General features: G+C 53.8%; 11 protein-coding genes. 8 read left to right on the forward strand and 3 right to left on the reverse strand.

Going from position 1 to position 14203, the window contains the following annotated elements; all coding sequences use genetic code 11:
* The first annotated feature begins 31 nt into the window (after window positions 1-31).
* The 8 genes from BLQ88_RS21805 to BLQ88_RS21840 all read left to right on the forward strand — a co-directional run bounded on the left by BLQ88_RS21805 (window position 32) and on the right by BLQ88_RS21840 (window position 10068).
* Window positions 32-943 carry a serine hydrolase domain-containing protein gene (locus BLQ88_RS21805; RefSeq protein ID WP_090154421.1) on the forward strand — a complete coding sequence of 304 codons (912 nt, stop codon included), beginning with the start codon at window positions 32-34 and terminating at the stop codon, window positions 941-943.
* Between the two features lie 103 nt (window positions 944-1046).
* A complete protein-coding gene (locus BLQ88_RS21810) occupies window positions 1047-2324 on the forward strand; it encodes a hydroxymethylglutaryl-CoA reductase (RefSeq protein ID WP_090154423.1) in 1278 nt (425 codons plus the stop codon).
* Window positions 2321-3292: a UbiA prenyltransferase family protein gene (locus BLQ88_RS21815; RefSeq protein WP_090154425.1), complete on the forward strand. Its 972-nt coding sequence runs from the start codon at window positions 2321-2323 to the stop codon at window positions 3290-3292. The genes BLQ88_RS21810 and BLQ88_RS21815 overlap by 4 nt, the downstream gene beginning before the upstream one ends.
* Window positions 3289-5772: a PEP/pyruvate-binding domain-containing protein gene (locus tag BLQ88_RS21820; protein WP_229212804.1), complete on the forward strand. Its 2484-nt coding sequence runs from the start codon at window positions 3289-3291 to the stop codon at window positions 5770-5772. Before BLQ88_RS21815 ends, BLQ88_RS21820 begins: the two co-directional genes overlap by 4 nt.
* Complete coding sequence (locus tag BLQ88_RS21825) at window positions 5769-6863, forward strand: DUF3419 family protein (protein ID WP_090154427.1); 1095 nt, start codon at window positions 5769-5771, stop codon at window positions 6861-6863. The genes BLQ88_RS21820 and BLQ88_RS21825 overlap by 4 nt, the downstream gene beginning before the upstream one ends.
* A gap of 19 nt (window positions 6864-6882) precedes the next feature.
* On the forward strand, window positions 6883-7539 hold the full coding sequence (locus tag BLQ88_RS21830; RefSeq protein ID WP_090154703.1) for a diacylglycerol/polyprenol kinase family protein: 657 nt from the start codon (window positions 6883-6885) through the stop codon (window positions 7537-7539).
* The gene (locus tag BLQ88_RS21835) at window positions 7536-8546 is read left to right on the forward strand and encodes a hypothetical protein (RefSeq protein WP_090154429.1); all 1011 of its coding nucleotides are present in this window, start codon (window positions 7536-7538) and stop codon (window positions 8544-8546) included. The genes BLQ88_RS21830 and BLQ88_RS21835 overlap by 4 nt, the downstream gene beginning before the upstream one ends.
* Window positions 8527-10068: an AMP-binding protein gene (locus BLQ88_RS21840; RefSeq protein ID WP_090154431.1), complete on the forward strand. Its 1542-nt coding sequence runs from the start codon at window positions 8527-8529 to the stop codon at window positions 10066-10068. Before BLQ88_RS21835 ends, BLQ88_RS21840 begins: the two co-directional genes overlap by 20 nt.
* A gap of 51 nt (window positions 10069-10119) precedes the next feature.
* On the opposite strand, the gene katG is transcribed toward BLQ88_RS21840, so the two are convergent.
* The 3 genes from katG to BLQ88_RS21855 all read right to left on the reverse strand — a co-directional run bounded on the left by katG (window position 10120) and on the right by BLQ88_RS21855 (window position 14158).
* Window positions 10120-12396: a catalase/peroxidase HPI gene (gene katG / locus BLQ88_RS21845; RefSeq protein WP_090154433.1), complete on the reverse strand. Its 2277-nt coding sequence runs from the start codon at window positions 12394-12396 to the stop codon at window positions 10120-10122.
* Between the two features lie 213 nt (window positions 12397-12609).
* The gene (locus tag BLQ88_RS21850) at window positions 12610-13509 is read right to left on the reverse strand and encodes an SDR family oxidoreductase (RefSeq protein WP_090154435.1); all 900 of its coding nucleotides are present in this window, start codon (window positions 13507-13509) and stop codon (window positions 12610-12612) included.
* 55 nt (window positions 13510-13564) lie between these two features.
* Window positions 13565-14158 (reverse strand): Crp/Fnr family transcriptional regulator, encoded by a 594-nt coding sequence (locus BLQ88_RS21855; RefSeq protein WP_090154437.1) that lies wholly within the window; start codon window positions 14156-14158, stop codon window positions 13565-13567.
* Between the last annotated feature and the right edge of the window lie 45 nt (window positions 14159-14203).

Here is a 14203-nt window from a genome sequence, read left to right on the forward strand (position 1 = left end):
TAAATAAAAATGCGACGATCGGTTACCTGAGATCGACACTTACTGGAAAAGCCAGACCGAACCCCGGACACGTGCCGAATTGCTGGCGATCTTTGAAAAGTTCCCTGCCGATTTTGCGCCTGATTCCGGGTCGAAATACAGCAACACCGGTTATATCCTGCTAGGCTATATTATGGAAGACATAACCGGAAAATCCTACGACACGAATCTGCAAGAACGCATTCTTACGCGCATTGGTTTGAAAAACACCCGCTTCGGCGGGAAGATCGATCCGTCGCTCGGCGATGCGTATTCCTATTCGTTTTCAACGCATTGGGAGAAGCGGGAAGAAACGCATTTGAGCCAGCCGGCAGGCGCAGGAGGCATCGTATCGACGCCGGGCGATGTGAATGCATTTATGAACGCGCTTTTTAATGGAAAGCTCGTATCGAAAGAAAGCCTGGTCGAAATGACCCGGATCGTCGACAACGCCGGGCTTGGACTTGCGCCAACACCTTTTTACGGCAAAAAAGGTTTCGGGCACACGGGCGGTCTGGACGGCTTCGAAACGGTGACGGCCTGTTTCCCCGCCGATAGCGTTGTTGCGACCGTCTTTTCCAACGGCGTGGATTACCCGCTGAACGACATCCTGATTGCATTGCTCAGTACCTACTATAAAGTGCCGGTCAAGATCCCGGATTTCAATGCTCTAAAAGTGAGTCCGGAGGAGCTGGAACGGTACTCGGGTGTGTACGCAAGCAAGGAGTTTCCGTTGAAACTGACTGTGAAACATGCGCACAACAAGCTGTACGTACAGCCGGCGGGGCAGCCTGCATTCCTGCTCACGCCCGTCAAAAAGGATGTATTCAAGGTGGATGCGGTGCGGCTGGTGATCGAGTTCAGGCCGCAGGTGGGCGAGCTCGATGCTACGCAGGATGGATCAACCTATCACTTTAATAAGTGATTTGCGCTTAAATATGATAGATATATGAAATTTAGTATGTTAGCGGTTGCCAAATGATGTATGCATTGGTGTAAACCCGTTGCCGTCACACATCCGTCTTCCTATGTCTTCAACCAGCGAAACCACTAAAAAGGCGCTCCACGCGATGAGTGCCCTGCAAGACCTCGAACAATTATTGGAGGATATTAAAAACAAACCGGCAAGTAAAACGCTGCCGGAAGGTTTTCCCTCTGAAATACCCGTTTCGTTGCAGGGTATCCGGAAGCGGCTCGCATTTCTTCTGGAAAAAACGGATATGGATTTTCCTTATCTGAGCGGGCAGCAGCCATTTTCGGATGTTTCACGACTCGAAGGGAATATCGAAAACTACATAGGCATGTCGATGGTGCCTACCGGCGTGATAGGCCCGGTGTCGGTGCTCGGGTCGATGGCGAAGGGCGATTTTTACATTCCGCTGGCCACCAGCGAAGGCAGTCTGCTCGCATCGTACCACCGCGGCGCGCGGGCGTGCTACCTGGCAGGCGGCGCCACTTCCGTATGCCTGATCGACGGCGTACAGCGGTCACCGGTTTTTAAGTTCGACAATCTCGGTAATCTGGGTACATTTTTGGTCTGGATCATCGGCCACCTGGATGAATTCCGCCGCATTACCGAATCGGCCAGCCGCTATGCGAGGCTGACGGATATGAAATCCAATATCGAAGGTAACCATCTCATTCTCACATTCGAATACCATACCGGCGACGCTTCGGGGCAGAATATGGTAACGATCTGTACCGACGCCATTTGCCAGTACATTATACAAAATGCCCCCGTGCAGCCGCGGTTCTGGTTTATCGAGAGCAATTTTTCGGGTGATAAAAAGGCCACTTCCCAATCGTTCGCGAACGTGCGGGGCAAGAAGGTCACCGCCGAGATCATGCTCCCCGAAAAACTCGTAACCGACGTGCTTAAAACCACACCCGTGGCCATGGCCGAATACTGGCGCTCATCGACGATCGGTACCATTCAAAGCGGCTCCATAGGCGCGCAGGGGCATTACGCAAACGGCCTTACCGCATTGTTCATCGCCACGGGCCAGGATGTGGCCTGCGTTTCGGAGGCTTCCGTAGGCATTACCCGTATGGAATTGACCTCGGATGGCGGATTGTACGTGTCGGTAACGCTGCCCAACCTGATCGTCGGCACGGTCGGCGGAGGAACTTCCTTGCCTACCCAGAAGGAATGCCTCGAACTGCTGGGTTGCTATGGTGCCGGCAAAACCCGGAAGTTTGCCGAAATATGCGGTGCATTGGTGCTGGCGGGTGAAATCTCCATTGCGGCCGCGCTTTCGGCGGGCCGGTTTACGGCTGCTCACCAGAAATTCGGCCGGAAAAGATGAAGTTACCGGTTCAGGGAAATGCATTCAGTAATGCCGCGGAGAACAACGCACCGTTTTCTCGCCGGTTTTATATTTATCAAAAAGAGCGCTTCCCATTGCTGGGGCATGGCTTGCTGGTGGCTGCATTCAGTTTCTCGGCCATTTCCTATTCACGGATATGCCGGGGTGCGGAGGGTTTTGTGGATGCCGGGACATTTGCGGTCGGTGTTTTTACCACTATTTCGCTTTTCCTGCTGGTCAGGATATTCGACGAGTTCAAAGACGCCGAAGACGACGCGCGTTTTCGCAAGGAATTACCGGTCCCGCGCGGACTTGTTAGCTATCGTGAACTGGCGATTACCGGCATCGTGCTCGTGATCGCGCAGATAGCGGTAAACCTGATTTTCTTTCCCGAAATGATTACGATTTATGGCGTGGTCGTAGGGTACCTGTCGCTGATGGGCAAAGAGTTTTTCGTGGCAGAATGGCTTAAAAAGCATCAGTTCTGGTACATTACCTCGCATATGTTCATCATCCCGCTCATCGACATTTATGCCAGCGGCCTCGACTGGCTCTTAGCGGGTGTGAATGCACCGGCAGGCCTGTTCTTCTTTTTTGCAGTATCCTATATGAACGGCATTGTGCTGGAAGTAGGCCGGAAAATCCGCGCGCCCGAACAGGAATCGGAAGGCGTATTGACTTACACTTCAATGCTGGGCGTACCGAGGGCCATTACATTATGGCTCATTGTGCTGGCCGTAACGCTGGCGCTGAGCATTGCCGCTTCCGCATTTGCAGGTTACGGTAATGCGGTACTCGCCGTGCTGGGCAGCGTATTCCTGGTTTGTGCGTTGCCCGCGATATTGTTTCTGAAAAACAGGACGGTTAAACTTTCCAAAATGGTCGAATATGCATCGGCGCTCTGGACGATCTCTATGTACCTCACACTCGGTGCCGGGCCGATGATTTCAAAACTGCTGTTCCATTGATATACTTCATTTCCGATACCGAGCCGCACCAAACGACTGGCGCCAGCATTGGCGGCAAGGCCGAAAACCTGTTTCGCCTGAAAGCGCTCGGCATGCCCGTACCGCATTTCGTGGTGATTCCGTGGGAAGCATTGCGGGCCGGTGTTCCGGAATCTGAACTTATCCCGCGATTGCTTGCCACTTTTGAAGGTACGCGGCATTTCGCGGTCCGGTCGTCGGCGATCGGGGAGGATGGGGCGGCGTTTTCGTTTGCGGGACAGTTTGAAAGTTATCTGTCGGTCGGGCCGAATGAGCTGGCGGTAAAGATCGCTGCTGTCCGGGAATCGGCATTTTCGGAGCGGGTGACGGCATACCGCAAGCATCACAGGCTTTCCGACGTGGGCGGCGTGGCGGTGATCGTGCAGGAAATGGTGGACGCAGACGCGGCCGGTGTGGCATTTGGGGCCAACCCGCTGACCGGTAACCGGCAGGAGAAGGTGATCAACGCCGTTTTCGGGCTGGGTGATGGTTTGGTGTCCGGGGTAGTCAACGCGGATCAGTTTGTTTTGAATGGAACTGAAATTCAATCTGTTTTAGCCCATAAAACAAACGCTGCACCCGCGCTAACCCATCCGCAAATCCACCGGCTCGGCGAAATACTGGATACGCTGGAAAACGCGCTCGGCCAGCCGCAGGACATCGAGTTTGCGGTCAGAAATGACCAGATTTTTTTACTTCAAACCAGACCCATCACTACATTAAAGTCCACCCCCACAGGTAATTACATTCTTTGGGATAACAGTAATATCATTGAGTCGTACCCCGGCGTCACTACCCCGCTGACATTCTCGTTTATCAGCAAATCCTATGAAACGGCATACAAGCTTTTTAGTGCGTACCTGGGTGTAAGCGAGTCGGTTATTAAGAAAAATGAGCGGGTTTTTGCGAACACGCTCGGTTTCCTGAACGGCCGGGTTTACTATAATCTCAAAACCTGGTACCACATGCTGGCCATGTTGCCCGGGTACAGCATCAATGCCCGTTTCATGGAGAAAATGATGGGCGTGAAGGAGCAGTTCGACATTCCCGAATCGTATCGTCTGTCAAAGAGCAAGGCCTGGTGGAGTATCGCGAAAATGGCGGTGCAAATGCTTTCGCGGTTTCGGGCGCTGCCGGGGAAGCGACGGGAATTTATGGAGCTGGTCGATAATACCATCGGTGCATACAAGGCCATTCCTTTCGCGGAGAAAAGTGCCGACGAGCTCATGCATTTGTACCTCGATTTCGAGCGGAAACTCCTTCTGGAATGGAAAGCCCCGCTGCTGAACGACTTCTTCGCGATGATCTGGTTCGGAATGCTGCAAAAGCAATGCGAGCAGATGACCGGCGGCCAAAACCCCAACCTCCACAACGACCTGCTTTGCGGTAGTAACGACATTATTTCGGTCCAGCCGGTGCACCGCAGTATTGCTCTGGCAGCTCGCATTGCCGCGGTGCCAGCATTAAAGGATCTGTTTTTGACACAAAATGAACACCAGATCCACGACACGCTGAATGCCGGCAACGACCTGGAATTTAGAGCTGTAAAAGCCGAAATCGATCGCTATATCGCGGATTTCGGCGAGCGCTGCGTGGGCGAATTGAAACTGGAAACGATCTCCTACGGCCAGGAACCGGCGAGGTTTATAAAAGTGCTGAAATCATATGTGGAAACCGGCATTACCGGAGCGCAGTTTTCAGGTGACCGCGAAGAGGTGATCCGGACAAATGCGGAGCGGGAAATAGCTAATCGCTTGAAAGGTAAATGGATAGCCCGGTGGAAACTGAACCTCACGCTGCGCTACACACGTGAGCTCGTGAGCGCCCGCGAGAACCTGCGCTACGAGCGTACGCGCGCATTCGGGATCGTGCGCGAGATTTTTACTTTCATGGGAAAGCGGTTTTACGCCGATGGCCTGCTCGATCAGGCCAGGGATATTTTTTACCTTACCAAAGAGGAGATTTTTGCCTGTATCGAAGGCACGGCGGTTACGCAGGATATCAGAGCACTGGTGGCACTCCGGCAGAAGGAATTTCAACACTACCGGCAGCTGGGACCGCTTTCGGAGCGTTTCGCGACCTACGGCGTGCCTTACCATGGCAACGATTTTTTCAGTATCGAGAGGATCGTGCAGCATGAGGGTGGTTTGAAGGGCATCGGATGCTCGCCCGGCAGGGTAACCGGCCGTGTTCGGGTGGTGACCGACCCGGCGGAAGTGCCGTCGCTCAATGGCGATATCCTCGTGACGACCAGCACCGATCCGGGCTGGGTAACGCTCTTTCCCGGCGCGCTGGGCATTATCGTCGAGCGGGGTAGCCTGCTGAGCCATTCGGCGATCGTTTCCCGCGAAATGGGCAAGCCCTGCATTGTAGGTGTAACCGGCCTGCTGAAAACGCTGAAAACCGGCGATGAAATTGAAATGGATGGCAGTACGGGCATAATCAGGACTATCAGCCAATGACGAAAACGGATTTAACAGAAAGGGTCAATTTTGAAATTATCCGGTACGCCAACTGCTGGGAAGATGCGGATATTCTGCTGGAAGGTCTTTCACCAATGCCGGGCAGCAAGGTACTTTCGATAGGTTCCGCCGGGGATAATAGTTTTTCTTTTCTAATAACTGATCCTGAGCTTGTTGTGGCTGTGGATGTCAACCGCATTCAGCTCTTCCTGATCGAATTGAAGAAGGTTTGCATTCAAAACCTGGAATGGGATGAGACGCTGGCATTCCTCGGTTTCGTACCTTCCGAAGAGCGTCTGCAATGCTTCGATCAGCTAAAAAGTCAGCTGACCAGCGCTGCGCGGGCCTATTGGGACTCGAACCGGGGAGTGATCGCGAACGGCGTTATTCATCAGGGGAAATTTGAGAAATATTTTCAGCTGTTCAGCGGGAAAATACTGCCGTGGATCCATTCGAAGCGCACGGTAAATGCACTTTTTGAAGGCAAGACGGCGGAAGAGCAGACACATTTTTATGATAGCCAATGGAATACCTGGCGCTGGCGGCTGCTGTTCCGCATTTTTTTCAGCAAATATGTGATGGGCAAATATGGCCGTGATCCGGAGTTTCAAAAACAGGTGCAGGGTTCTGTTTCAAAGTTTATTTTTGATAAAGCAGCCGCCCAGCTTGCCTCGGTAGCGGCGCAGGACAATTACATTTTGAGGTACACCCTCACCGGAAGCTTCGGCGACCTTTTGCCGCATTACCTGCAAAAGGCGCATTACCCGCTGGTGCGCGCAAACCTCGGCCGGTTGCATTTGAAAGAAGGTTTTGCACAAGCTGCTATTGCGCATTACGGTAAATTTCATTGCATGAACCTCTCCGATATTTTCGAGTATATGGATACCGGCCTGTTCCGCGAAACGGCCGGGACGCTCGTCGCAGGCATGGAAAAGGACGGCAGGCTCGGCTACTGGAACCTGATGGTACCCCGCCGGATTTCGCAAATTTTGCCGGAAAGCGCCCGGTACCTGCAAGCGGAGTCGGAATGCCTGACGAAGCAAGACAAGGGCTTTTTTTACAATGGCTTCATCATCGACCAGGTTCGTTGATGGGCCGCATGCATTAGCTATGAAAGAAATTATTCCGCTGATTATCCTGGCCTGCTGTTTCCTGGCGCTTTTTGGCATTGCCGAACTGCTTTACCACATCGGAAAAGTACGGGCCGAATGGACGCGCAAAATCGTACACATCGGAACCGGGCTGCTGACGTTGCTTTTCCCGCTCGTACTCACCAGCCACTGGCAGGTTTTGGCCCTTTGCGGCAGCTTCCTCGTAATTTTGCTGGCAAGCCTGCAATTCGGGTGGCTTCCGTCGATCAATGCAATCGACCGGTTTTCGTACGGCAGTATATTGTTTCCCATTATCGTTTATGGGTTATTTCTGGTATTTCAAATGGCAGGTAAAGGGTTGATCGTCTTTTATTTGCCGATCCTGATCCTGGCTATCTGCGATCCCGTGGCAGCGCTCGTCGGGAAGCGGCTCCCGTTTGGTAAGTACCGGGTAATGGGCTGCGGCAAATCGCTGGCGGGGTCGGCGTCGTTTTGGGTCAGTGCGCTGCTGGTGACGGCCGCTACTGTGTTTGCAATTGACAATGTGCCTTCGGCAATGCTGCTGATCGTCTGCGTTCCCGCCATCGCTACCGTTGCCGAAGCATTGGGCGTCAAAGGAATGGATAACTTCACGATCCCGGCAAGCGTTGTGTTAACCCTCTGTCTGATATTATGATCAAGATTAGCGAAACCGGTCCGGGTCTGCCTGACTTCCATTTGTTTACCGAACTACCGCGCAGCATTTACCCGCCTGACAGCATTCGGCTCAGGACGCCGGAATACATTTCCACGGATTTCCTCAGGAGCTGTTTTTTGTTAAAAGACGGGGATAATGTCGTTGCTAGGGCGAGTGTTTACGACAATCCGCTGCTGCAATATGCCGGGCGTCATGCTTTTTCGATCGGCAATTATGAATGTGCCAATGGTAACGAATATGGGGCGGCGCTTCTGGCGCATATCGATTCCGTCGTCAAAAGCTGGGGCGGAGAACACCTGATCGGCCCGATGAATGGCAGTACCTGGGAAGGTTACCGGTTTCTGGCAGACAATGCAAATCCGTTGTTTTTTACCGAACCTGCGCATCATTTGTACTATAATACGCAATTCAAAGCGGCTGGTTTCGGGCCGATTGCGCAGTATTACAGCAATATAGACTCTGGCTTGGAGCCGGATAACCCCGAAATCCTCGCCCGCGAGCGCGAGCTACTGGCCGCAGGGGTGACGATCCGGCCGATTGACCTGGCCAATTTTGAAACAGAGATCGGGCGGGTTTTTGATTTTAACTTACTGGCATTCAGTACTAATTTTCTTTACACGCCCATTGGCAGGGAGGCTTTTATGAAAAAGTATTTGCAAACAAAAGCCTACATCAATCCCGAACTTACATTGCTGGCGGAGGATGCGGAGGGCAACCTGATCGGTTACTTTTTTTGCATTCACGATTTTTATAATACCAAAAGCAAGTGCCTGATCGTCAAAACACTTGCCCGACACCCGGACCCGCAATGGCGGGGTTTGGGGCACGTGGTCGGCAATGTAATTTACCGCAAGGCTGTGGAGCTGGGCTATACGAGCGCCATTCATTCGTTTATTTACGAACAGGGCACTTCCACGAAGTTGTCGACCAATTTCTCCGGGACTAATTACAGGAACTACGTTTTGTATGGAAAGCACCTCGCGTGAGCGGTTTAATGTCGTAGAACTTTTTCACGGAGCTGCCCGCAGCGTACCGGACCAGCCGGCCATTATTTACCGGGAAAAAGCCGTCTCGTTCAGCGATCTGGAACATGCGGTAAATCAAACCGCTGCACATTTCCTGCATAAGGGCATCCGCAAGGGCGACCGCGTACTGGTGTTCGTGCCCATGAGCGACGATCTGTACCGTGTTGTACTCGCGCTTTTCAGGATAGGCGCCGTGGCCGTGTTTCTGGACGAATGGGTGAGTGTCAAAAGGCTTGCGGACTGTTGCCGGCTGGCCCGGTGCGCTGCGTTTATCGGGACATTCAAAGGGCGCGTGCTGGCCCGGCTGTTACCCGGTTTGCGGTCGATCCCACTGCATATGGGGCTGAAATATGCTTCCACCAGCTCTCTTCCGGTATTTCCGGAGACTAACCGGGACGACATCGCGCTCATTACCTTTACCACCGGCAGCACAGGTACACCCAAAGCTGCCATCCGCACGCACGGTTTGCTTTTTGAACAGTTCCAGGCATTGGTTCCGCTGATCAGTGCCGCTCCGGGTGAGGTTTGTATGCCGGTGTTGCCCATTGTTTTACTAATCAATCTGGGCGCGGGCGTAACATCCGTCATTGCCGACTTTAACGCGCGGAAGCCCGATGCCATGAAGCCGGAGAAAATAGCAGATCAGATCCGTCGGTATAGGGTCGGTTCAATCATCGCGTCGCCGTTTTTTGTGAAGCAATTGTCCCTGTATTTGAATGCTAATGTATTGAATTTAAATACTATAAAAAGAATACTCACCGGTGGAGCGCCTGTTTTCCCTACTGAGGCAAGTGCTTACCGCAATGCATTCCCGGAGGCGGCGATCGGCATTGTGTACGGTTCCACCGAGGCGGAACCGATGAGCATGATCACCGCCGACGAACTGATCAGCTCCGATACAACCCACGGATTGAATGTGGGAAAGGTGGAGCCCGCCGCGACGGTCAAGATCATCCGGATCATCGACGATAGCATTGCGGCGGCGGACGACGAGGCACTTTCCGCACTAGAAGCAGTACCGGGAGAAATCGGCGAAATTATCGTGTCGGGTAGCCATGTTTTACGCGATTACCTGCATAATCCCGATGCATTGAAACGCAACAAGATTTTCATCGGCACAACCTGCTGGCACCGTACCGGCGACAGCGGATTTTGGGGCGAAAATGGCAACCTTTTTCTCACGGGCAGATGCGCATCGCTCATAGGTACGCAGGAAGGTCTTTTGTCTACATTCCTCTATGAGAATCGGTTACAGCTGATCGAGGGAGTGGAAATGGGGACCATTATGCTGATCAGAGACCGGCTCACCGCGGTGGTAGAACTGGCCGATCCGTCGCGACAGCACTCGGTAAGCGCAGCCATGCAATTGCTTCCGGATGCATTCGGGGATATTGTTTTTGTACCCAAAATCCCGAGAGACCCGCGTCACAATTCGAAAATCGACTACGAAAAGCTGCGTGCATTGTTATCGCGCAGCCACTAAAAACGCCGACCAGGATCGCTCCCGGCCGGCGTGTATTCATGGTGAATGGATTTACTTAACCAGGTCGAAGCGGTCGAGGTTCATCACTTTAGCCCATGCGGCTACAAAGTCCCTGACGAATTTCTCGCCTGAATCGGAGCTGCCATATATTTCGGAAATCGCCCTCAGTTCCGCGTGCGAGCCGAATACGAGGTCGGCGCGGGTAGCGGTCCATTTAGGCTGGCCGCTGGCGCGATCGGTACCGAGGTAAGTTTCCCTATCCTGGCCCATTGCCTGCCACGCCGTGTTCATATCGAGCAGGTTCACGAAGAAATCGTTCGTGAGTACACCCGGCCGTTGTGTGAATACGCCATTCTTGGAACCATCGAAATTACTATTCAACACCCGCAATCCTCCAACGAGCACAGTCATTTCGGGCGCGCTGAGCGTAAGCAATTGTGCTTTGTCGATCAGCAATGCTTCTGTGGCAACGCCGGAATTCGTGCCGCGGTAGCTGCGGAAGCCGTCCGCGAGTGGTTCCAGGTAACCCACCGATTCAACGTCTGTCTGGTCTTGCGACGCATCCGTACGGCCTGGTGTAAATGGTACCGTCACGGCGTGTCCGGCATCCTGCGCGGCTTTTTCAACAGCGGCAGCACCAGCGAGTACGATCAGGTCGGCGAGTGAAACCTTCTTGCCATTCGCCTGCGTACCATTGAATTCCTGCTGAATGCTTCCCAGTACGCCCAGTACTTTTTGCAGCTGAACCGGATTGTTCACTTTCCAGCTTTTCTGCGGCGCGAGGGCAATGCGGGCACCGTTGGCGCCGCCACGCTTGTCGGAGCCGCGGAATGTAGAAGCGGAGGCCCAGGCGGTAGAAACCAGTTCCGAAACGCTCAAACCGGACGCGAGAATGTTGGCTTTCAGGCCCGCGATGTCATTTTCATTCACCAGTTCATGATCCACTGCCGGAACGGGGTCCTGCCAGATCAACACTTCTTCCGGTACATTCGGGCCGAGGTAGCGGGCACGCGGGCCCATATCGCGGTGCGTGAGCTTGAACCACGCACGGGCGAATGCATCGGCAAATGCGTCCGGGTTTTCCAGGAAATGCCTTGAAATCTTCTCGTAGGCCGGATCGAGGCGCAACGAAAGATCGGTGGTGAGCATCGTCGGGCGGTGCTTTTTCGAGCTGTCGTAAGCGTCGGGGATAATGTCACCGGCATCTTTCGCTACCCATTGATGCGCGCCGCCGGGGCTCTTGGTCAACTCCCATTCGAATGCGAAGAGGTTTTCGAAGAAATTGTTGCTCCATTGAGTAGGCGTCGTAGTCCAGGTCACTTCCAGGCCGCTTGTGATGGTGTCGGCACCATTACCCGAACCGAAACTGTTGTTCCAGCCCAGTCCCTGGTGTGCGAGATCGGCACCTTCGGGTTCTGCGCCCACATGGTCGGAAGGCGCCGCACCGTGTGTTTTTCCAAAGCTGTGGCCACCGGCGATCAGCGCTACGGTTTCTTCGTCGTTCATCGCCATCCGGCCGAACGTGTCGCGGATGTCGCGGGCAGCTGCGATAGGGTCGGGGTTGCCGTCCGGACCTTCGGGATTTACATAAATAAGGCCCATATGCGCCGCGCCGAGCGGTTCTTCGAGGTGGCGCGAGTGAATGTTGCCGTCGGCATTCTCGTCCGCAGGTAGTACCGCATGGTCTGCCGGGCCGGGTTTGCCGTGCGCATAGCGGCGGTCGTTACCGAGCCAGGTCGTTTCCGATCCCCAATATACGTCTTCGTCGGCTTCCCACACATCCGCACGTCCGCCTGCGAAACCGAAGGTTTTAAAGCCCATCGATTCGAGCGCCACATTCCCCGTCAGGATCAGTAAATCGGCCCAGGAGATCTTGTTACCGTATTTTTGTTTGATAGGCCAAAGTAAACGGCGCGCCTTGTCGAGGCTGACGTTATCCGGCCAGCTGTTCAGGGGCGCAAAACGCTGCTGACCGGAACCTCCGCCGCCACGGCCGTCGAACACGCGGTAAGTACCCGCGCTATGCCACGCCATGCGGATAAACAATGGCCCGTAATGCCCGAAATCGGCCGGCCACCAATCCTGCGAATCGGTCATCAGGGCGTGCAAGTCTGCTTTAACTGCTTCCAGATCGAGGCTTTTGAACGCTTCCGCGTAGTCGAATTGTTCCCCCATCGGATTGGACAGGGACGAATGCTGGCGCAGAATGCTCAATTTCAATTGGTTTGGCCACCAATCGCGGTTGCGTGTACCGCCGCCGCCTGCATTGTGATTCAGAGTCCCATTGTGAAATGGACATTTGCTAATGTCGTTTGATCCGTTTTCCATTACGATAAGTTCATGTGTTAAACCATATTGCCTGCATCTGGTATTTGTGCAGCGGGATAAAGGTATAATACCGAATTTGATTGTCAAAATCAATTAATTCTATAAATCAATAGTGAAAATCTATTTCGTTGCGCACTCAGCCTGTTAGGACGCAAGTCACCTGATTTAACACATGAAATTATTGTGGAGGTGGAATCGGGGTCACGGGACGAGCTATAAATCGCTTAGATAACCCGCCGCAGCAATGTCGGTCAGCAAGTCCGGCGCGGTCGCTTCCCAGCCAAGCGCAGCGCGGGTTTTCGCGCTGGATGCCACGCAGCCGATGGCCGCAAAATGCTCGAACCAGGTGAAATGCGCGGTCGCCGCGTCGCCGGTTTTGCTTACGACAGGCAGCCCAAGCCCCGTTCCGATCGCCCCGGCGATTTCCCGGAACGGAACGCCTTCCTCCGCTGCCGCGTGCAGGACTTTCAACGCCGGGCGTTTCTCGACGACGAGCCGGTACAGTACGGCAGCGTCCAGCCGGTGTACGGCGGGCCATTGGTTGCTGCCATCGCCCACGTAAGCAGATTCCCCTTTTTCTTTGGCCATACCAATTATAATAGGTACAAAGCCATGATCGCCAGCGCCATGCACGCTCGGGGGCAGGCGCACGAGGTACACGTCCACACCTTTGGTAGCCACGGCATTTGCCGCCTCGTCGGTAGCCGCACGCGGGATCTGGTCGGACTGCACATTCAGTGCATCGTCCTCGGTCACAGGCCTGTCGTAGCGCAGCAGGCCCATTCCAGTGGTTACTACAAGCGGCTTGTCCGAGCCCGCCAATGCATCGCCCAGCGTTTCAATGATCTTCCGATCGGCCTCGCAGCTGGCTTTGAACTGCGAAAAATCGTGATTAAACGCCGTGTGAATAACTGCATCGGAATCAGCCACTCCCCGACGCAATATTTCAGGATCGTTTACATCGCCTTGGAGCGGCGTTGCGCCGGCGGCTTTCAGTTGGGCTACCGCATTGTCGGAGCGAACGAGGCCGAGTACTTCGTGGCCGTGCTTTAACAGTTCATTCAGGATAGCGGAGCCTACAAATCCCGAGGCCCCGGTTAAGAATACGCGCATATTGTCTCAATTTTGTTCGATGCAAAATTGAAATACCCCACACGGGCAAACAAGGTCATTTGTCCATAATCCGGGCCTCGCGCTGTGCGTGGCGTATGCGTGTGAGGGTTTTGAGGGAAATGCCGAGGTAGGCGGCCACCATCCGCAGGGGTAACCGTGCCAGGTAATCGGGGTAGGCGGTGATAAAATCGGCGTAACGCTCCTCCGGCGTGCCGCTCAGGATCGTCAGGATGCGGTTGCGGTTATGGTAAATGGTGCGGGCAATGAGTGCTTCCGAGAACTTTTTGAGCGCCGGAATTTCTTTCAGCAACTTGTCGAAATCCGGTTTGGTCCAAAGCAAAACGGTACTCCGCTCCACGGCCTCGATGTTGATCAGCGACGGGGCTTGCTTGTCGTAGCTCTCCACATCGAGCGTCCAGCTGTGCTGCGGAGAAAATTGCAGGATATGCTCGCTGCCGTCTGTGCGGAGGTGGTATGACCGGAGCATTCCGCTGGCGATGAATACTTTGTGTCTGCAAATTTCCCCTGCACTCAGCAGCACCTCGTTCCTGTTCAGTTGCCGTAATGCAGCCGTACTTTCAATATGCCTGATCGTATCGAGCGACAGATCGGTTTGCGCAGCCAGGTAGTTTTCAAATTCGGTATGCATTTACCAAAGTTAGCAAAAAAATCCCCCGACCGGGTAATGTCCGCA

It is taken from the genome of Dyadobacter soli (assembly GCF_900101885.1).
Lineage (GTDB): Bacteria > Bacteroidota > Bacteroidia > Cytophagales > Spirosomataceae > Dyadobacter > Dyadobacter soli.

Coding starts and splice junctions, on each gene's coding strand:
- BLQ88_RS21850 (WP_090154435.1), bottom strand. CDS start 13,509: ATGCGCGTATTCTTAACCGGGGCCTCGGGATTTGTAGGCTCCGCTATC.
- BLQ88_RS21810 (WP_090154423.1), top strand. CDS start 1,047: ATGTCTTCAACCAGCGAAACCACTAAAAAGGCGCTCCACGCGATGAGT.
- BLQ88_RS21840 (WP_090154431.1), top strand. CDS start 8,527: ATGGAAAGCACCTCGCGTGAGCGGTTTAATGTCGTAGAACTTTTTCAC.
- BLQ88_RS21855 (WP_090154437.1), bottom strand. CDS start 14,158: ATGCATACCGAATTTGAAAACTACCTGGCTGCGCAAACCGATCTGTCG.
- BLQ88_RS21815 (WP_090154425.1), top strand. CDS start 2,321: ATGAAGTTACCGGTTCAGGGAAATGCATTCAGTAATGCCGCGGAGAAC.
- BLQ88_RS21830 (WP_090154703.1), top strand. CDS start 6,883: ATGAAAGAAATTATTCCGCTGATTATCCTGGCCTGCTGTTTCCTGGCG.
- BLQ88_RS21835 (WP_090154429.1), top strand. CDS start 7,536: ATGATCAAGATTAGCGAAACCGGTCCGGGTCTGCCTGACTTCCATTTG.
- BLQ88_RS21825 (WP_090154427.1), top strand. CDS start 5,769: ATGACGAAAACGGATTTAACAGAAAGGGTCAATTTTGAAATTATCCGG.
- katG (WP_090154433.1), bottom strand. CDS start 12,396: ATGGAAAACGGATCAAACGACATTAGCAAATGTCCATTTCACAATGGG.